This window comes from Paenibacillus sp. FSL W7-1332, from assembly GCF_037969785.1.
Lineage (GTDB): Bacteria > Bacillota > Bacilli > Paenibacillales > Paenibacillaceae > Paenibacillus_AQ.
On record NZ_CP150209.1, the window covers coordinates 5,517,612 to 5,536,768 of the forward strand.

15 protein-coding genes and 1 other annotated feature are annotated in these 19,157 nt (G+C 50.6%); of the genes, 1 reads left to right on the plus strand and 14 read right to left on the minus strand.

Going from position 1 to position 19,157, the window contains the following annotated elements; all coding sequences use genetic code 11:
- Positions 1-94 precede the first annotated feature (94 nt).
- The 10 genes from MKX98_RS24930 to MKX98_RS24975 form a co-directional block, all read right to left on the minus strand.
- Entirely contained in the window at positions 95-283 is a 189-nt protein-coding gene (locus MKX98_RS24930; protein WP_259445180.1) for a hypothetical protein, read from the minus strand.
- Positions 284-355: 72 nt separating this feature from the next.
- A complete protein-coding gene (locus tag MKX98_RS24935) occupies positions 356-1,627 on the minus strand; it encodes a Gfo/Idh/MocA family oxidoreductase (RefSeq protein WP_216530335.1) in 1,272 nt (423 codons plus the stop codon).
- A gap of 34 nt (positions 1,628-1,661) precedes the next feature.
- The gene (locus MKX98_RS24940) at positions 1,662-3,284 is read right to left on the minus strand and encodes an extracellular solute-binding protein (RefSeq protein WP_194544022.1); all 1,623 of its coding nucleotides are present in this window, start codon (positions 3,282-3,284) and stop codon (positions 1,662-1,664) included.
- A 48-nt stretch (positions 3,285-3,332) separates the two neighbouring features.
- Positions 3,333-4,217 (minus strand): carbohydrate ABC transporter permease, encoded by an 885-nt coding sequence (locus tag MKX98_RS24945; RefSeq protein WP_339219021.1) that lies wholly within the window; start codon positions 4,215-4,217, stop codon positions 3,333-3,335.
- A 19-nt stretch (positions 4,218-4,236) separates the two neighbouring features.
- Positions 4,237-5,163, minus strand: a complete 927-nt coding sequence (locus tag MKX98_RS24950; protein ID WP_233355130.1) for an ABC transporter permease subunit — start codon at positions 5,161-5,163, stop codon at positions 4,237-4,239.
- A 752-nt stretch (positions 5,164-5,915) separates the two neighbouring features.
- Positions 5,916-6,959, minus strand: coding sequence for a LacI family DNA-binding transcriptional regulator (locus MKX98_RS24955; RefSeq protein WP_339219023.1), 1,044 nt, complete (start codon positions 6,957-6,959; stop codon positions 5,916-5,918).
- A gap of 204 nt (positions 6,960-7,163) precedes the next feature.
- Positions 7,164-8,348 carry an MFS transporter gene (locus tag MKX98_RS24960; RefSeq protein WP_339219025.1) on the minus strand — a complete coding sequence of 395 codons (1,185 nt, stop codon included), beginning with the start codon at positions 8,346-8,348 and terminating at the stop codon, positions 7,164-7,166.
- A 150-nt stretch (positions 8,349-8,498) separates the two neighbouring features.
- Entirely contained in the window at positions 8,499-8,801 is a 303-nt protein-coding gene (locus tag MKX98_RS24965) for a metalloregulator ArsR/SmtB family transcription factor (protein WP_194544911.1), read from the minus strand.
- Between the two features lie 45 nt (positions 8,802-8,846).
- Entirely contained in the window at positions 8,847-10,058 is a 1,212-nt protein-coding gene (locus MKX98_RS24970) for a glucuronate isomerase (protein ID WP_339219027.1), read from the minus strand.
- A gap of 29 nt (positions 10,059-10,087) precedes the next feature.
- The gene (locus MKX98_RS24975; RefSeq protein ID WP_339219028.1) at positions 10,088-11,659 is read right to left on the minus strand and encodes an extracellular solute-binding protein; all 1,572 of its coding nucleotides are present in this window, start codon (positions 11,657-11,659) and stop codon (positions 10,088-10,090) included.
- Positions 11,660-11,909: 250 nt separating this feature from the next.
- Between MKX98_RS24975 and MKX98_RS24980 the strand changes: the two genes are divergently transcribed.
- A complete protein-coding gene (locus MKX98_RS24980) occupies positions 11,910-12,722 on the plus strand; it encodes an SDR family oxidoreductase (RefSeq protein ID WP_339219030.1) in 813 nt (270 codons plus the stop codon).
- 55 nt (positions 12,723-12,777) lie between these two features.
- On the opposite strand, the gene MKX98_RS24985 is transcribed toward MKX98_RS24980, so the two are convergent.
- From MKX98_RS24985 to MKX98_RS25000, 4 genes are all read right to left on the minus strand, one after another.
- Positions 12,778-13,941, minus strand: a complete 1,164-nt coding sequence (locus MKX98_RS24985; RefSeq protein WP_339219032.1) for an MFS transporter — start codon at positions 13,939-13,941, stop codon at positions 12,778-12,780.
- A gap of 441 nt (positions 13,942-14,382) precedes the next feature.
- A complete protein-coding gene (locus tag MKX98_RS24990) occupies positions 14,383-15,945 on the minus strand; it encodes a 2-isopropylmalate synthase (protein ID WP_339219034.1) in 1,563 nt (520 codons plus the stop codon).
- Between the two features lie 103 nt (positions 15,946-16,048).
- Positions 16,049-16,278 (minus strand) — a binding site (T-box leader).
- Between the two features lie 81 nt (positions 16,279-16,359).
- Complete coding sequence (locus tag MKX98_RS24995; protein ID WP_194544030.1) at positions 16,360-17,430, minus strand: bifunctional 3-deoxy-7-phosphoheptulonate synthase/chorismate mutase; 1,071 nt, start codon at positions 17,428-17,430, stop codon at positions 16,360-16,362.
- A gap of 470 nt (positions 17,431-17,900) precedes the next feature.
- Positions 17,901-19,124, minus strand: a complete 1,224-nt coding sequence (locus MKX98_RS25000) for a Gfo/Idh/MocA family oxidoreductase (protein ID WP_339219035.1) — start codon at positions 19,122-19,124, stop codon at positions 17,901-17,903.
- Positions 19,125-19,157 lie beyond the last annotated feature (33 nt).

The following is a 19,157-nucleotide window of genomic DNA, read 5'->3' on the forward strand; positions in this document are numbered from 1 at the left end:
CCTGCATAGATTATATCAGTTCAAACTGTCTAACTGCTACTGAAACCATCCGCTGACAGCTAGCTGTTTCCGCTGTTATGCCAGCTGTTGCGCATTACGCGTTCCATTCGACCCATTCGCCATCCTGCGGAATCTTGATTTGGGCGCGCAGATCTTCCGCTGTCAGACGACTTGACAGCTCCTCTCTTGTCACAAGACAGTGGTTGTTCGCTTCCATATGGACTGCAACCGCCATCGTATATGGAGCATACCGAAGCAGTTCGATCGCATCACTCTCATCCATGGTGATCGGATCTCCTGTAAGAAACTATCTATTGATAATTTTTCATATGATGTATTTTTAATATAATTTCTTTTATTTCACCGCATTTTCTTCTGCCATCAATTCCCTCGCATATTCGTTCAAATTGATGGATTGGCCGTGATTCAGCCTCGATTTCTCCGCTGCGAACGCAATCAGATGGCTCCGCACGGAGGCACTGGCCGACGTCAGGCTCTCCTGCCCGTTATAGCTCCGAACCTCCTTCAGGAAGCTCGCCACAATTCCGCTGTCGCCCCCGCCATGTCCGCTCGACTGCGAAGGAATCGTAATCTCCGTTTTCTGCCCGGTCAGGAAATCGTAAACCGTAATCTTGCCTTCCTCTCCCCGAAGCTCGCCGCGGGTGCCCATGATCTGAATTCTGCGCTCCTGTTCATACGTAAACCCGCACATGCTGAACATTGCAGTGGCGCCGCCTTCAAACTCCATGTTGACGACCTGATGATCGACCACATTGTTATCGCTCCGATATACGCAGCGGCCATAGTCCGTATCGCGAAGCCCCTGAATGATGTTCGGCTTGGTCAGCTCCTGGGTGAAATGCCCCGCCCATCCCTTGTACTGATCGCTCAAGTAAAACCGGGGGGCCGAATATGGACAGGTTGCTTCTACCTGGCAATCGAGGCAGCGGTCGGCCGAACCTTCGGGGGCCTGCTCCTCACGGAAATGCATCAGGGAGCCAAACGAAGTGACCTGCGTGCAAGGCCGGTCCATCAGCCACGACAGCACATCCATGTCATGACAGGATTTGGCCAGTATCATCGGGCTGGCCTTGTCGGAATGATTCCAGTTCCCCCGCACAAAGCTGTGCGCGATATGCCAGTATCCCACATTCTCGTTCAGCTGGATCGAAGCCACCTCACCGATGGTCCCTTCCTGAATCACGCGTTTAATGGTACTCCAAAAAGGGGTATATCTCAGAACATGGCATATGGTCAGCAGCCGGTTGTTGCGAATGGCCGCCTGCTCCATCTCAAGACACTCCTTCGGTTCCGGAGACATCGGTTTCTCCAGAAGTACATGATACTGTTTCTCCAGCGCTTGCATGGTTGGGCCATAATGCATGCGATCCTGCGTGCAAATGACGGCGATATCGGCAAGCTTTGGCTCCGCCAGCAGCGGCTCCCAGGATTCATAGCACTGTTCCGGCGGAATTCCGAACCTCTCGGCAAATCGGATGCGCCGCGCCGGATCGGCCTCGGCCACGGCCACGAAGGTCAACTCGTGCGGGTAATCCAGGGCATAGGGGGCATACCCCCCGGCGCCGCGAGCGCCGGCCCCGATCAATATGGCTTTCAATTGTGTCATAACATGTCGCTCCTTTTAGGTTCTGTACACGTGTTTATTTGGTATATCGATCTGCCGCGGACTGGTAAATGGCCAGATAGCGCTCCGAGCCCATTTTTTGCAGGTTAGCTACATATTGGTCCCAGTTATCAAAGGACTCGTTCCCAGCTATGAATTTATCCCGCATTTCATCCACGTATGTGTGAATGTCGGTTTGGATACCGGTAAGCTCGGACTGCTCATCGGCCGTAAAGTTAAACGGCGGCCAGACCTTGTCTTGAGGGATGACGTACGGCTCGGCTTTTTTTGCGTTCTCTACAGAAGTCGGTAGGCCTTCCGCTCCCTTGAAATACTTCTGGGTCACGAAGCCCGGATAATATCCGCCGGGCCATATCAGATACTGACCTACCGCCTGGTCCAGATTGAGACCTTCCGGATTGTTCTTGATGTCGTCCACGTAATCCACATTGCCTTCTGCATCTTCCTTATACGTTTCGTCTTTCCAGCCCATGAAGAACATGCGGATGCCTTCGTCGCTGTAGAAGTAATCCATCCAGCGGATGAGCGCGGCCGGGTTCTTCGCTTTATCGGTCAGTACAAACATCCCGATGTTCCCCAGCGGAGAGCCCGTGGCGCTGAACATCTGGTCGCCGTGCGGCCCCTTCAATACCGGCAGCCCCACATAACCCTCCTGATTGTAGATGGCGACCGGATCCACGTTATCAACAACGCCGAGAAGGCCTTCAACGCCTTTGGCGTCCACCTCCGTGCTCTTCACGGACATGATATCCTGCTCCAGCAGGCCGTCCTTGTACAGCTTGTTCACGAATTGAAGCAGTTCCTTGTATCTTGGATCCGTCGGAATGAACCGGACCTTTCCGCTCGCCGGATCGGTATCCACGTTAATGTTCGAAGTTCCGTGATAATTGAGACCGAACGAGCCGCGCAAATAGTTGACGATGCCGGCAGTCCCCACGCCGCCCCAGGCATATTCATCCTTCTGGCCGTTGCCGTTCGGATCCTTCTCTTTGAACGCCTTCAACATATCGTAGAATTCATCCAGCGTCTGCGGCTCTTGAAGGCCAAGCTTGGTCAGCCACTCCGACTTCACCCACGGCGTTCCGTACAGCACGGACCGGAATTCCGGATCGTATATCGTCGGCAGCCCGTAAATGTTGCCGTCCGGCATTGTAATCCCCTTCTCGATAACCGGATACTTTTCCATGAGGGCTTTAAAATTCGGAGCGTGTTGATCAATCAGGTCATTCAGCGGAATAAAAGCGCCCTGCTTGCCGTATTTCAGCAGGTCTGTCCTTGGAAATGCGGAAGCATAGAACATTTCCGGATAATCGCCGCCGGCCAGCAGCAAGTTCCGTTTTTCCGCCAAATTGTCTTTGTGCACCGTGTCCCACTGCACCTGAATATTGGTCATTTTCTCATATTCCTGCCACAGCCTGATGTTGTTCCAGTCGGCGTTGGCAAAGAACTTTCCGGCAAAACCGGTCACCGTCATCTTGTCGTCGACAATCGGAAAACCCGTTTCATTTATCGCGGATTTCCCTTCACTCGAAGGGTCCGATTGAGCCGTTCCTCCCGAACCTTTCGAGCTGCAGCCCACCGCCAGCGATACCGACAACATGCAGGTCAACAGAAGACTTCCCCATTGCTTCAGCTTCATCCGTAATCCTCCCCTTTTCATGTTCCATCCATATTTCCATGCAAGAAATTATCCTTTGATGGCCCCAATCATCACGCCTTTGACAAAATATCGCTGCAGGAACGGATAGAGGGCCAGCACCGGAATATTCGCCACGACCAGCACCGCGTACTTAATGCCCTCCACTTCCCTCTGCTGCTTGATCGCCGATTCGGTCGACATTTTGACCATATCGTTCGTTTGTCCCTGAATCAAAATTTCGCGCAGGATGAGCTGCAGCGGAAATTTATCTTTATCCGATACATACAGAAGTGCATTGAAGAACGCATTCCAATGACCGACCGCATAGAACAATATGGTCACAGCGATAATCGGCATGGACAGCGGCAGTATAATACGGGTCAGGATTTTAATGTTCGAGCATCCATCAATCGTCGCGGCCTCCTGCAGCTCGCCGGGTATGGACTGCTGAAAGAAGGTGCGCATAATGATGATGTTCCAGATGGATACGGCATTCGGGATAATCATGACCCAGAGCGTATTCAGCATGCCGAGGTTCTTGATCAGCAAATATGTAGGAATGAGTCCTCCGCTGAAAAACATCGTGAAGACCAGCAGCGCCATGATCGCATTTCGCCCGACAAAATCCTTCCGGGACAGCGGATAGGCGGCAAGGATGGTCATCGTGAGATTAATGAACGTGCCAAGCGACGTATATACCAGCGTGTTGGAAAAGCCGCTGATGATATCCTTGTTCTGAAAAATTTTTACGTAGGAATTCAGGTTAACGCCCTTGGGCCACAGCAGCATCTCGCCCCTCAGAACCGCCTGCGGGTCGCTAAACGATGCGCTGAGCACAAAAACCAGCGGGTACATGACAATGATGGTAACCAGGATCAGAATCGTATAATTGATAACATTAAAAATGCGGTCCCCTCTGGTTTCAATTTGCATGGTTCTTTCACTCCCCTCTTTACCAAAGACTGGTCTCGCTCACGCGCTTCGAAATAAAGTTCACAACAACCAGCAGGACAAAATTGATGATGGAATTAAACAATCCAATGGCAGCGGAGAAACTGTACTCGGCATTCTGGATCCCCATTCGGTAGACGTAGGTGGCTATAATGTCGGAGCTCTCCATATTCAGGTTGTTTTGCATCAGGAGCACCTTTTCGAACCCGATACCCATAATGCTGCCCATATTGAGGATCAAGAGGATGATGATCGTTGGCATGATGCCAGGGATGTTAATATGCCATATGCGCTGAAGCCTGGTTGCACCATCGACGCGCGCCGCTTCGTGCAGCTGGTTGTCAATGCCGGCAAGGGCAGCCAAATAAATAATGGAGCTCCAGCCCATGGTCTGCCATACATCCGACAGAACGTAAAGAGACTTAAACCAAGAGGGTTCAGTCATGAAATTGATCGGCTGACCGCCGAACATTTCAATAAAATGATTGATGATGCCGTAACGGGGCGACAGGAAAATCATCATCATCCCGACAACGACCACGGTAGAGAGAAAGTGAGGCGCATATGTGATGGTCTGCACGAATTTCTTGAACCGTTCAGCCCGAACCTCGTTCATGAGCAAAGCCAGAATAATCGGGATCGGAAAACCGACGGCAAGACTGTATAAACCGATGCCCAGCGTGTTCTTGATCAGGCGCCAGAAATAATAACTGTTGAAAAAGCGATCGAAGTGCTCAAAGCCGACCCAGGGACTGCCCCATATCCCCTGCGTTGCTATAAAATCCTTAAAGGCGATCTGGATGCCGTACATCGGAACATACTGGAACAGGATGTAATAGGCGATGACCGGTGAAATCAGGGCATAAAGCTGCCAATTGCGTAAGACGCGATTCCACAGTAAGCGCTTACGTTTCGTTTCGGGAACCACGGTTGCTGCGGAGTGCAGGGGCGTATTTGCCAATGAGCATCACCTCGTATGTATGGGATTGGATTAACCTCGTTTCACCAGCAAAGCGATTCTGACTTGCCATCAAAACATGGGTATCCGCTCAACCAGCGGATCAGTTTCTTTACATGCATCGAGCTTGAAAAGTACTCGTTACTGATTTCCCTCCTTTGCTATGCAATCCGTCATATGACTAAGCTACCACCGCCTCAGCTAGCCGTTTGTTAAAATACGGTTATTGCAACACCCCTATATGTTAGGTATAGTAACGCCAAATTAATTTATAAATAAGACCCGAGCAGGCGGGTGTTATTTCATTTGCTTGGAGTGATTTTGGATATATTTTTGGATGATTACGGATTAAATTTGGATCCATACTGGTATATAAGGCACCATGCGAAGGGCCTATTTCATGAATGGGAGGAATTCTTTCTATTATCAAAACCTTTATATTACAAGGGATGAAAACGAAATTAATGACTAGAGTGAAGTTATGCGAAGAATCGTTTAGCAGTTACCAAGACCAGAAATATCATTCCAAACATCTGGTTGATTTCCACTCATGATAATATAGCAATATGGCATTGTCAAATACTTTTTTGGATTGTTTTGGCCCAAAAACCTCAATGTTTGGATGAGAAAGCACAAAAAACAGCTATCGGATTTCAAGCCGACAGCTGTTCAATAATCTTTATTTCATATTTAATGTTAACTAATCGAACATATCGAGTTAGTTAAATGTGTGTTCTGGTAAAACTTGAAGACTCCCGAACAATCAATGAGCATGGCAGCAATATTTTGGTTGCCACCTTGAAATGCCCGTCCAAATAATCCACGATTGATTTGGCAGCTACCCTGCCGATTTCATACTTCGGCACGGAGACAGAGCTTAACGGGGGCGTTGTATACTGGGCCACATCAATGTTATCCATCCCCACGATCGCGATATCTTCCGGGATTCTGCCTTGATTCTCGACAACGGCACGCATCGCCGGAATGGCCAGCATGTCGCTGGCACAAAAAACAGCCGTTGGCCATTGCTCTTTGGGAAGGCCTCCGAGCAGCTCGGACAGCTTGCTGAAGCTTCGATCCACATTCCATCCGGTATTCATCAGCCACTCCTCGCGCACCTCCAGGTTGGCTTCCAGCATAGCGAATTTATATCCAACATACCGTTCTTCGCTCTCCATCTGCTTGGAATACGCAGGCCCCCCGATATAGGCGATTCGCGTGTGTCCCTGGTCAATCAGGTGGCTTACGGCTGCCCTCGCGGATGAAATCCGGTCACAGTCTACAACCGGTACGGTCAGCCGCTCATCATTCAAACTCACTCCCATGATGGCAACGCCGGCCTGCTGTATCAGTTCAAACAGCTCCTTGTCATACCAACTGACGGCTACAATCCCCTGAGCTCCTGTCTCCCTCAGCATGAGGCGTATTTTGTCCGCATCGGCGACTTCCTCGCATGTACGAACGATCGCCGGGGGCTGTCCGAGCTCCTCCATTTTTTTATGGAAACCGGCAAGAACCGTTGAGAAATACGGGTGGTCGTCCATCAGGTTTTGGGGAACGACGCAGACAACCCGCTTATCGGCTATGCCGTTATCATGTACGCTTTGGGATGACTCAGGCAGTTTATAACCAAGATCAAGCGCCGCCTGCCGGATTTTCTGCTTGGTATCCTCGCTGACCGGACGGCTTGCATCATTGCTGATGGCACGCGAAACCGTAGATATGGATACCCCGACCCGTTCGGCAATATCTTTGAGCTTAGCCAATCGCATCTCCTCCTTCGCAAAATTTGGAACCAAATTTTCCGCCATCCATTGATCATAGCATAAACTTTCTGGTTTTGGGGCGTCAAATTGATGACTCTCATCGCTGAGAAGAAAGGAGATGTCTCATGGATTCTTTCGTTTACGAAAGTATGAAATGCTGCATTTTAAGCTATCCCACAGCACTGCGTCATCAGTGGTTATTCATTAAGCTTCCAATGGCGCGCGCCCCATGCTCTCCCGCTTTCCTAAACGGAAAAGTACAAACGACACGACCATGGCTATGGCAACGCCCCCGGCACCGATCCAGGTGATGGATGACAAGGACCATTGCTCAACGGCAACTCCTCCGATGCCTGCGCCAGCAGCCATGGCGAGCTGCATCACGGATTGGTTCAGGCCTAGCATGACCCCCGATGAATTCGGCTCCAGCTGAACGAGATTATACTGCTGTGTCGGACCGGAAGACCAGGCGGATAACGACCATATAACAAGAATTGCAAATACGGGGATGGCCGATACGGCTGCTTGAGTAAAAGTCAGAACGATTAACGCGAGAATATGCAGCATCATGCCCCCTGTTAATGTAAGCGGCACTCCCCATCGATCCGTACTGAATCCGCCGAACTTGGAGCCAATAAGGCTGGCAATGCCAAAGGCAAACAGCGCCGCACTAATCAGACCTTCGTTCAGACCGCTAACATGAAGAAGGTAAGGAGACAGGTACGTATAGGCAATAGAATACCCGCCCAGCCAGAAGAAGGTGATCGCCAAACCGAGTGCGACTTTAGGCTTTTTGAGCAGTGCGAATTGCTGGAGCAGCGGTACGGGAGCATCTCCTTTGGTGTGGGGAATCGCCTTGTACAGCACGATCATGGAAACAACCCCCAGAACGGCAATGAAACCGAACACTGATTTCCATCCAAAAGCAGCAGCTACGACACGGCCGAGAGGGACGCCGATAATCAGGGAAGCCGTGAAGCCCATGACAACCGTAGCGATCGAACTCGCCTGTTTACCCGGCGGCGCGATTTTGGCGGCGATCCCGAGCGCAGTTACAACTACCATTCCTGCGCCCATCGCCATAATAACGCGCGCAATTACAAACGGAATATACCCCGGAAGGGCAAATGACAGCAGATTTGCGATCACAAAAATACCCAATGAATAAACCAACAGCTTCCGTCTCTCCATTCTAGCGGTCAGTGCCATAAGAACGGGGGTTAAAATCGCGTAGACCAATGAGAAAATCGTGATCAGCTGACCGGCTGCGGTTATCGTAATTCCTAACGAATCCGCAATTTTATCCAAAACTCCCGATATAATATACTCCGATGTTCCTACTAAAAAACTAACGATCGCTAAAAAGTAAATTTTCCAAGCACTCGTCATGATTGTATTTCCACTCCTTTAATAATATTTATATATCACGATTTGTCGATATGTTAAACCAATAAAAAGACATATCGCAATATCTAGATGTGTGGTGCGAGACAATACTGAATATTTCCTTTTTTTTGAAGGAATCATTCAGTACCTGCTCTAAATCTCCTGCTTTAAATACTCTCCAATTTCTCGGATAGCCTCTTCATCCCGCTTATAATACGTAAATTTCCCAAGCCGCTCCGTCTTGATCAAACCCGCCCGATGCAGAATCGATAAATATTGCGATGCGGTGGACTGCGTCATATTCAATTTCTCGGTCACCTGGGTTACGCATACCCCGACTTTCCTCATATCAATCCCTTCGTGGGGTGTAAAATGTTGTTCCGGTTCCTTGAGCCACTGCAATATTTCAAGCCTTGATTCATTGGACAGCGCTTTAAAAACTTCGATTGGTTTCATACGTATCATTATATCGGGATTTATCGATATGTCAACCCGTTTCCCTTACTGATCCTCCGTACGAATGCCATAGCGTTTTACGGCACTCGCGTAGAACCATTCGTTTGCCGTATCCAGCGCCGTCTCTTCGTCGATCCAGCCAGATAGGAGCCGCTCCCACAGAAACTCGGCAGCCAGCTTCTTCACAAGCAAAATCTTGCCGTAACTCCATTCCATGCATCGGGCATCCGAGACGATAATCGAGTTCTTGCTTGCCGGGAGTGCCTCCAGACGGTACTGCATGCTGTCCCGGTAGGTGCTCGCCCGGAAGTTGAACCACCACATGCCGCCGACATGAACGTTCGGGAAATTCCAGGCCGCCTGCACGGCATCGAGATTGTTCAGCTCCGATGCAAGCACAAGCTCAAATTCACATCGGTACGACTCAAACAAAGCCGTCAGCTTAAGAATCCGCTCTGTATCATTGGCAGGGAACGCCGTGCCGCACCATGATCTCTCTACTCCGAGAAACAGTTGAACGAGCAGGCCATTCCGATCTGCAGCACCACATATGACGTGCAGCAGCTCCATCAGAATATCGCCTCGCCCGCTTGCCGGCCCAATCTCCTTACGGATGTGCGAACTCGACTCATACCGCGGCAGCGTTGTCATGATGCCCGGGAGGCCGGCTTCGCGAAATCCGTCAAGCAGCAGGTCAATCTCGCCTCTCACATCAAGTAAAGTCCTGGCAGGATCATTAGATTGCACGATGCGGTCAACCCATGGACCCAGCACTCCGTCAATCCGGGGGATCAGTACAGCATCATCCCGCATGCCTTGAAACGTTGTATGCTCCGGATGATTCACGACAAACCGGCGGATATTCATCCGGTCAGCCGTTTGCTGTGCCCAGCCCTCTTCGGTCGATGCGTGCCGTACGCGAGCCATGGCTTCCCGCACCGAATGTTCATCCTTGATGGTGACTCCGTATAACTCACGCATAATGGAGGTAAATACCCAGTTCATCAGCGTGCTTCTCGTTGATCGATAGGCTTTTAGAAAAGCGGCAATTCGCTCCTCCTCCGGTAATTTATCCGCTTCATCCGGGTATCCTCCAGCTTGGAGCTCTCGGTAAAACCAGAAGTAATGGGCGATTTCCCAAAAATCCCTTGCACCGAGCCGGTCACCGATAAGGTGAGTATGGGTATCGAAGACCGGCAGCCCCATGATTCGCTCGAAGAATACGGCTTGTTTGCCGCTCATATCATGCAAGCTCATATGAACATCTCCCTCTCTTCATGAATCGGTTATTTCCGGTTTTCCGAGACGACAATGCCCTTCCCTTCGTTGTAACGGTCCGTGGCTTCCTTAATGATCTCAAGGCCGCCCTTCTTCTTGTATTCCTCAATCACTTTCGGCCAATCCGAGATCGGCTCTCTGCCATAAATCATCTTGATCATATGATCAAGAACGAGCTTAGGCCCCACGTCATCGCCTTGCGGCGCGGTATCCGGATATTTGGAATAAGCGTCCAATGCCGGGGAGAAGCGGATCGACCCCAGACCTTCCTTGAAGACCACCGTATCCATGAACTTGATCATATCCTGTCCGTCCTCGGTAAGCTCTTCCTTTGCCTTGTTGTATACCATATCGTGGACGAACCAGAACATGCTGCGGAAGCCGTCTTCATCCATCGCTTCCGGCGTGGATGGAGGCGTAAACTTGACCGCGCCGTTCTCCCGGGTGAACGTTTCGCCTTCAATGCCGAACGAGAAATATGTCTCTGCCTCCGGCGTCAGCATCCAGTCAAAAAACTTGATAATGCCGACGGCCTTCTCTTCTGAGACCTTGCTGTTAATATAGTAGGATGTATTGATGCTTGAATACAGCAGATGGCCTCCTGTGTTCTCCGGACCGCGCGGCGAAGCAATGATATCGACCTTGGCATCTGGCACGGCATTTTTCAACTTACCGCGGAATCCCGAGAGAAGCTGGGCATTGGCTGACCACATGCCGGATTTACCGCTCTCAATGTTTTTGCCATAATCACTCGAGGTCAGGGTCGCAAAATCCTTAGGAATCAGACCTTCATCGTACATGGTCTTATAGGTCTCGAGCGCCTTCGTCATATTGTCCACGTCGAAGAACTTGGGAACGACCTCCCCGTTCTGGAGTTCGTACTGTGATGGCAGCACGTCGAACGCTCCCAGAATCGTGTCCGCATATTTAAAGTTCTCCCGCATTTGATACGGGAACTCCACGCCTTCCTTTTTCATCGCACGCATCACGTCCAGAAATTCATCCACCGTCTTTGGAGCAGGGAGCCCTGTCTTCTCCAGCAGATCGGTCCGGATATACAGCCCTCTCCGGGACGGGTTGGACAGCCATGCCGGTATTCCGTAAATTTTGCCGTCATAGCTTGTCTCCTGCCAGGCTTCCTTCGGCACACTCTTCATCAAGTTCGGAGCATGCTCCTTCAGCAAATCGTCAAGCGGCATAAATACGCCTGCTTCTACGGAACCGGACATTCCCTTGCTTGTAGCCCCTCCCACGTTCTGAACGACGTCAGGAATATCATTGGAGGCAAACATTAAAGTCATTTTGCTGTCGAAGTCCTTCAGCGGAAGCATCGTCAGTTCAATATCCGTATTGGTCAGCTTCTCAAGCTCCTTCACCCATCTCTCTTCATTTACATCCTTCGAACGCTCGGCATGTTTGTTTCCGCTGGTTGCCATGGACATCGTGAAAGACAGCTTGCCATCAGCGGCAGCGCTTGATGAACCGGAGGTTCCTCCATCCGCTTCCTTGGCACCATTACAGCCAACCGCTGTTACGGCGATTAGCGCACTCATCAAAACCAAACTCCATTTTCTTCTCATCCATATCGCTTCCTTCCATAATTCTCACCTGAAAATCTAAAGCGCTTTCATAATAACATCCAATTCCCTTGCATTAACATGTACTTTCTTCTGATCGCATGTGTTTTCCTATGCTGGCCGTTCAAGGAGACATGGTGCTTAATAACCATTTGAATTATATTTAATATACTAATTTAATAAAATTAGTTTACTTTGTTCATAGTTCGTTATATACTCTCCCTGCAAGTGAGAATAGAGGGGGAATAAGACTATGAAGACCATTTTAATTACAGGCACATCCTCAGGAATTGGAAGAGGAACCGCACAGTATTTTTGGGAGCGAGGATGGAACGTTATCGCAACCATGCGTTCGCCGGAGAAGGAGATGGAATTCATTCAGCGAGAGCGTATGCTGGTCACAAGACTCGATGTTGTACGGAAGGAAACGATCGAAACATCCATCGCTGAAGGGATTCGGCAATTCGGTAAAATCGATGTGCTGCTGAACAATGCAGGCTACGCAGCCACTGGCGCATTTGAAGCCGCAACGGATGAACAGGTAAGAAAACAGTTTGATGTCAACGTATTTGGTGTCCTCCAGACAACCCAGGCTATACTCCCCCATTTCAGAATGAACGGCGAGGGAACTATCATCAATGTTTCATCCGTTGGCGGCAGAGTTGCCTTTCCTCTTCTGTCTTTGTATCATGCGAGCAAGTGGGCCATCGAAGGGTTCTCGGAGTCCTTGTTCTATGAACTGGCCGCACAGAATATTAAGGTGAAAGTTGTAGAGCCCGGAAACGTTGCAACAGACTTTACCGGACGTTCATTGGATCTGCTGTCAGACCCTTCGCTGAATGCTTATGCAGCCTATTCAGAAACGGTGCTGCAAAAACAAATGGCCAGCTTTGAAACCAACGTCTCCACACCGGAGTTAATTGCGGAAACCATTTACGAAGCGGCTACAGATACATCCTCCCGTTTCCGCTATTTATCCGGGGCGGATGCTCATTTCTTGATGGATTTGCGAAGCAAAGCCTCGGAGGAGGAGTTTATGGCGGGGATCACGCAGCAGTTCAGCTGAAAATTAGAAACCACCAGCTCCCTTTTATTCGGAGCTGGTGGTTTCAGGTAATGCATCATTGATCGGAAGACAGAGGCTGTGCTTTCCCCCTACCTCGCACGGCTGGCAGTAAGGACAGCAAACCGAGAACAGCCAAGAACGCCCCAACCCATAGAGGCGACGCCAAGCCAAAACCAGCATCCATCGCCATCCCTCCGATGGAGGATCCAACAACAACGCCAAGGCTGATCACGGACCCATGCACCGTCGTAACAAGCGACCCCGTATCGGCAACCCGGGTGACCCGGGTCGCCATGGCCGGGTTCATGGGCACACCTGCTAAACCTACGATCACAACCGCAATCATAGCGATCACCTGGCTGTGCACAAACAGTCCGAATACCACTAAAGCCGCCGCTAGAGCGACCAACCCAATGGTGAGGATGTGCATCATATATTGATCCGCCAGTCTGCCGGTGACCATGTTGCCAAGCACCGTTGCTACACCGTATACGCCAAGCAGGATCGGAACCGCCTGAACGCCAAAGCCGGTAAGATCGGTTAAGATCGGCGAGAAATAACTGAATGCGGCAAAGGTAGCTCCGATAATCAGCATGCTTGTGGCATATGCAGCCCATAGATGGCGATTCTTGAAGGCAACAAACTCTCCACGAATGCCGGCCGATTCCGTTCTGGGCAAGGATGGGATCGTAAACAGCCCCACCAGGCCCGATGCCAATACCAGAACCACAACAGCCCAGAAGCTGGCACGCCAGCCTAATAGCTGCTCGATCCACATCGCCAGCGGAAGTCCGATCGCCGTTGCAACCATTAAACCGCCGAGGACGATCGACGCCGCCCTTCCACGCGATTCCGGGCCGACGAGGGAAAAGCTAATCGCAAGCGAGACGCCAAACGCCGCTGCAGAGGAGATACCCGTGATCACTCTGGCAGCCATCATCACTTCATATGTGGTCGCGACAGCGCCCAGCGTCTGACCGACAAGAAAAATGGCAGCCAATATCAAAAAGGCCTGTTTGCGCGGCACCTTCAATAGCCCTACCGTCAGCAGCGGTCCTCCTATAATCATGCCGGCGGCATAAGCGGTAATGAGATAACCGATGGCTGCAACCGAAACGCCGAATTCTGCCGAAAGCGAAGGCATAATGCCTGCTACCATAAACTCAGAGGTTGTCATCGAGAAAATCATAAGTCCTAATATATAAATGGATAAAGGCAATGGAAACCACTCCTGTCTTTTATTATTCCACACTTCTGTAATTATCGGTACAAAAATAGGATCCGTGAGTCCCGTAAGCTCGAATAAGACGCACTTCGCATACAATCAACTATTTTACCGATTAGTACAAAATAATCCAAAAAAATAAGCCACCTCGCCCTCTCTACATTTCGGCATGAAAGAACATGCCATTCCGCTGAAAGGACGTATTCCTCCATAATCTTCGCACCATGATCGGCTCCTCTCTCCTATAGTTTCCAGCTCATTATATATATTTTGTAACGATCGGTCAATAAGTGTGTTTTTAAAATCCATCGGTTACGGGCGGCCGCATACCCCACCTCTACATTAGAAGTAGACGTGAGGTATCCACCCTCCGCACCAGCTTTACGTTACCTTTATGACTTGGCCGTTGGTGAACGCAACCGTCTCATTAATGAATTATCGTGCATCCACCGGCGCTTGCAGCTGCACATCCTGGCCGGCATCAAGCAATACCGCGTTAATCCCGTTAAGAAAAGCCAACGCGCTTGCCTTAATGATATCCGTATCCATCGCGCGCCCGGAATAGGTTTTGCCTTGGTATTCGATTCGAATGTTTACCCGGCCGATGGCTTCTTTTCCCCTGGACAGACTGTTGATTTTGTAATCCTTCAACTGTACGTCCAAACCGACCAACGTTTTCATGGCGCTGTACAGCGCATCGATCGGGCCATCCCCCACCATGCTGTCCCTGAACGTCTCGCTGCCTTTTCTCAGCTTCACGGTTGCCGTCGGATACAGATCATTGGTCACGACCTGGAACGAATCCAGCTCATACAGATGACTGCTGACTTCTTCATGGATACGGTGCTGGGTCACCAGATAAAAAACGTCATGGTCGTATACTTCCTTCTTGGCATCGGCCAACTGCAGGAATTTCGCGAACAGCGCTTCAAAATCTTCGCCTTCGCCTGTCTCGAAGCCAAGCTTCTCCACCGCATTCTTGAACGCATGCCTTCCGGACCGCGCCGTCAGGATCAGCTCCATGCTGTCGGCGCCGACTTCCTCCGGCGACATAATCTCATAAACCTGTTTATCCTTCAGCAGGCCGTCCTGGTGAATGCCGGATGAGTGCGCGAATGCATTCTCACCCGTAATCGCCTTGTTCACCTGCACATCCAGGCCCGTCAAATGCGTCAGCAGCCGGGAGGTTCTAATCAGCTCCTTGAGCCGGATGTTGGTGGAGGCCTTAAAGTGATTCTCCCGGACCTTCAGTCCCATGACCACTTCTTCCAGCGATGTATTGCCTGCGCGCTCCCCTAAACCATTGATCGTGCATTCTACTTTCTGGGCACCATTTCTCACTGCGCTGAGCGTGTTCGCCGTAGCTAGCCCGAGATCGTTATGACAGTGAACGCTGAGAATAACCTGGTCGTTCAGATTCTTCAGTCGTTCATTGATTTTGCGAATCAATTCGCCGAACTCATCCGGAACGGCATAACCGACCGTATCCGGCACGTTTATCATCGTTGCTCCGGCCTTCACGACGGCTTCGATCGTTGTCCACAGATATTCAAAATCGGACCTGGATGCATCCTCCGTCGAATACTGGACATGAGGCAGCAGTGTTTTGGCATATTTCACCGCATCAACGCCCATCTGGAGCACCGCATCCTTGGAGCGATTGAATTTCTTCTCCACATGAATGTTCGAGGTGCCAAGCACGATATGAATCAGCGGATTTTGCGCAAGCTTAATGCTCTCATATACGGCATCGATATCGCCCTTCACCGCGCGTGCAAGCGCAGTAATGGAGACGCTATCGCCTACGGTTCGGGCGATTTCCTGAACCGCTTGAAAATCCCCTGCCGAAGACGCGGGAAAACCAGCCTCGATAATATCGACGTTCAGCCGCTTTAGCTGCTGCGCAAACTCGATTTTCTGCTGTACGTTCAGTTTGGCGCCCGGAACCTGCTCTCCGTCGCGCAAGGTTGTGTCCAATACGATAATATTGCGTTCCATTTGATATTCCTCCTCGATCATCGATCGTTCATTTTCATTCATTTATATCAAGCGGGGTTGGTTAAACCCGGAATTTAACCAACAAAAAAACCCCGCCTCTACGTATAGAGGCGGGGTTGAACCCGCGGTACCACTCTAATTCATTTTATGCAAAATGATCTTCTTCGATGGCCATCACCATCTATCCCTATAACGGTGGAACTCCGGCTAACCCTACATGATCAGGCAGCTGTTCATAGGCGAGTTCAAAGGGAACGACATTACCGTTTCACACCTTCCAACGGCTCTCTGAAAAGTCATTTCGCTTTTACTATTTCTAATCAAAACATTTCGATATGAATTTTGATAATTATCTTAAGGAATGAGAAGCGCTTTGTCAACCCTTTATCTTCCAGAAGCGAAAGAGTGCATTTTTTACAGCAATCCGGATTTCTTCACATTCGCCAGAAAATCATGGAATTCCGGAATATTCAGCTGCTGCGCCGCATCGGACAACGCCGTAGCCGGATCGGGATGAACTTCTACCATCACGCCGTCAGCTCCTGCAGCGAGAGCCGCTCTGGCACAAGGGGCCAGGATGTCCTTGCGGCCTGTGGAATGGGTCACGTCCACCAGCACCGGAAGATGCGTTTCTTGTTTCAGAATCGGCACCGCCGAGATGTCCAGGGTGTTTCTCGTCGCCTTCTCGTACGTCCGAATGCCGCGTTCAATCAGCATCACTTGCGTATTGCCGCGGGACACGATGTATTCCGCAGCGTGCACAAACTCATCGATCGTAGCCGCAAGTCCGCGTTTCAACAGCACCGGCGTCTGAACATCCCCTGCCGCTTTTAACAGCTCAAAGTTCTGCATGTTCCGCGCACCGATCTGAATGACGTCAATGTATTCGCACGCAAGCTCGATATGCGCAGGATCCACGATTTCGCTGATCGTCTTCAGGCCGAACTCGGACGCCACTTCCTTCAGAATTTTCAGGCCCTCAATGCCCAAGCCCTGAAAATCGTAAGGCGATGTTCTCGGTTTGAACGCGCCGCCGCGCATGACGGTTATGCCCGCTTCCTTAAGGGCAGCCGCAACCTGGCGTACTTGCTCATAACTCTCAACGGAGCATGGCCCTGCGATCATTACCGGCGTACCGCCGCCGATCACCGTATTGCCCAGCTGAATCAGCGTGTCTTCCTGCTTCTTCTTCCGGCTCACCAGCAAATGCTTCTTGTGATCGACTTGCTGCAGCTTCAAGGATGCCTGGAAAATCTGTTTAAATAAATGACGCACCGTTTCATTATCGAAAGGACCTTGGTTATGCTCCACCAGAGTATCCAACATTTTTTTCTCGCGTACCGGGTCAAAATCAGGAACTCCCTGCTTTTGCTTCTCCTGACCGATCTCCTGGGCGATTCGTGCCCGCTCCGACAACAGCTCCAGCAGTTGAAGATTAACGGAATCCAGCTCTGATCTTAATTGTTCCAAACGTCCTTGACTCATCTGAAATCTCTCCCTCACCTTTTATTTCTGGTTTATAAAAACAAAAAGACCCCCCGCCCGGAAAGGGACGAGGAGTCGTGGTACCACCCTTATTAGATATGCCGAAAAAAAGCAAACACATCTCACTTGAACCTCTTAACGCAAGGGTTACGGGTAAACCTACCCTCTGCACGCAACATGCAGATTATCAGCATACCAGCTCCGGAATGAACTTCAGCGGAGAACCTTCGCCCGGGCGCTCTCAGTCGGTGGCTGCCCTTTCCTGTCAGGAACGTTCTTTCGCTTACTCTTTCCATCATCGCTTGTTATAACATATCGTGTTGGTTAATTAAGAAGCATTGTATTACACTCCGAATTAAAATTGCAAGAGTTTTATTTAAAGCTTGGGTGCTTTGATGCAGTGAAGAAACTTTATTTCTGCTTTTTGCAGGTGTTCACAATCTCCATACACACATAGATCTTTCCCTTACTTATAGTGCATAAGCTGTGGAGTTGCCCTGAGGTCTGTTCATCCATTTCCCGTTCGTGAAATCGGGGAACGGAAGCATTGTGCCTCCAAGTTCAATCGACTGCTCGGATAGCGCGGTCACCGCCATCCAGGCGGCCATGTCGTACACATCGATCGGCATTTCCGTTTTCTTGAGCACACTCTCGACAAAAGCGCGCAAGCATAGATAGTCCATGCCGCCATGCCCTCCCCGTACGCCGTCTTTCAAATAATTCGCCCACACCGGATGCTCGTACTCGTGGAAATAGGATTCGAACGGCTCCCATGCATGGGCCGGGCTTCGATCCTCGATATGAATAACGGCGCCGTCCTCCATCCAAATGCCCTTCGTTCCCTGTATGCGTCCCCCGCGGGAATATGGACGGGGCAGGGATGTATCGTGCGTCAACAGAATCGATTCACCGTTGGCGCACTGAATCATGGTGGTAACTATATCACCAAGAGCCATATCCGTAAGCGTAGCCGGGTGCTCGGCACCCAGGTTTCTGCGAGCCCACTCTGTTATTCCGCGCGTCTTGGTGGACATGGAGGAAAGCTTGGTAAGACGGTTGCCCCGGTTGATGTTCAGCATTTTGGCTGCTGGCCCCAGACCGTGGGTCGGGTACACATCGCCGTTGCGGTGCAAATAATTGTGGACGCGGTAATGGCGGTTTTCCACCCCCATCGCTACTTCTTCCCGGAGGTCATGCTGATAAGCCCCCTGACAGTGAAGCAGTTCCCCGAAAATCCCTTCTCTTACCATCCTCAGCAGCGCCATTTCTTCCCGGCCATAACAGCAGTTTTCCAGCAGCATGCAGGGCGTACCGGTCTCCTCATAGGTGCGAACCAGCTGCCAGCATTCCTCGAGGGAAGCAGCGCCTCCCACCTCCGATGCCACGGGCTTTCCCGCCCTCATCGCGGACACGGCGATCTCGCTGTGGCTGGTCCAGGATGAAGCGATGATAACAGCCGTTACATCCCTACGTGCAATCACTTCCCGATAATCCGTAGAGGAAGCAGGGACAGGACTTCCAGTTTCAGCAACCTGCCGTGCAGCCTCTTGAAGGCGATCCTCGTATAGATCCGAAATCGCCGTAATCTCCACATCCGGCATATCACTCAGCAGCCTCAGCAGATCCTTTCCACGTTTGCCGAGACCGACAAAGGCTAACCGAATCTTTTCTTGGGAATCGTTGTACCCGATCATATATGAACTACTCCTTCTATCATGAATTGGCCC

Bases quoted from the DNA above. Each gene is read 5' to 3' on its own strand.
- MKX98_RS24930 (WP_259445180.1), bottom strand. From the start codon at position 283: ATGGATGAGAGTGATGCGATCGAACTGCTTCGGTATGCTCCATATACG.
- MKX98_RS24935 (WP_216530335.1), bottom strand. From the start codon at position 1,627: ATGACACAATTGAAAGCCATATTGATCGGGGCCGGCGCTCGCGGCGCC.
- MKX98_RS24940 (WP_194544022.1), bottom strand. From the start codon at position 3,284: ATGAAGCTGAAGCAATGGGGAAGTCTTCTGTTGACCTGCATGTTGTCG.
- MKX98_RS24945 (WP_339219021.1), bottom strand. From the start codon at position 4,217: ATGCAAATTGAAACCAGAGGGGACCGCATTTTTAATGTTATCAATTAT.
- MKX98_RS24960 (WP_339219025.1), bottom strand. From the start codon at position 8,348: ATGACGAGTGCTTGGAAAATTTACTTTTTAGCGATCGTTAGTTTTTTA.
- MKX98_RS24965 (WP_194544911.1), bottom strand. From the start codon at position 8,801: ATGAAACCAATCGAAGTTTTTAAAGCGCTGTCCAATGAATCAAGGCTT.
- MKX98_RS24970 (WP_339219027.1), bottom strand. From the start codon at position 10,058: ATGAGCTTGCATGATATGAGCGGCAAACAAGCCGTATTCTTCGAGCGA.
- MKX98_RS24975 (WP_339219028.1), bottom strand. From the start codon at position 11,659: ATGAGAAGAAAATGGAGTTTGGTTTTGATGAGTGCGCTAATCGCCGTA.
- MKX98_RS24980 (WP_339219030.1), top strand. From the start codon at position 11,910: ATGAAGACCATTTTAATTACAGGCACATCCTCAGGAATTGGAAGAGGA.
- MKX98_RS24990 (WP_339219034.1), bottom strand. From the start codon at position 15,945: ATGGAACGCAATATTATCGTATTGGACACAACCTTGCGCGACGGAGAG.
- MKX98_RS24995 (WP_194544030.1), bottom strand. From the start codon at position 17,430: ATGAGTCAAGGACGTTTGGAACAATTAAGATCAGAGCTGGATTCCGTT.
- MKX98_RS25000 (WP_339219035.1), bottom strand. From the start codon at position 19,124: ATGATCGGGTACAACGATTCCCAAGAAAAGATTCGGTTAGCCTTTGTC.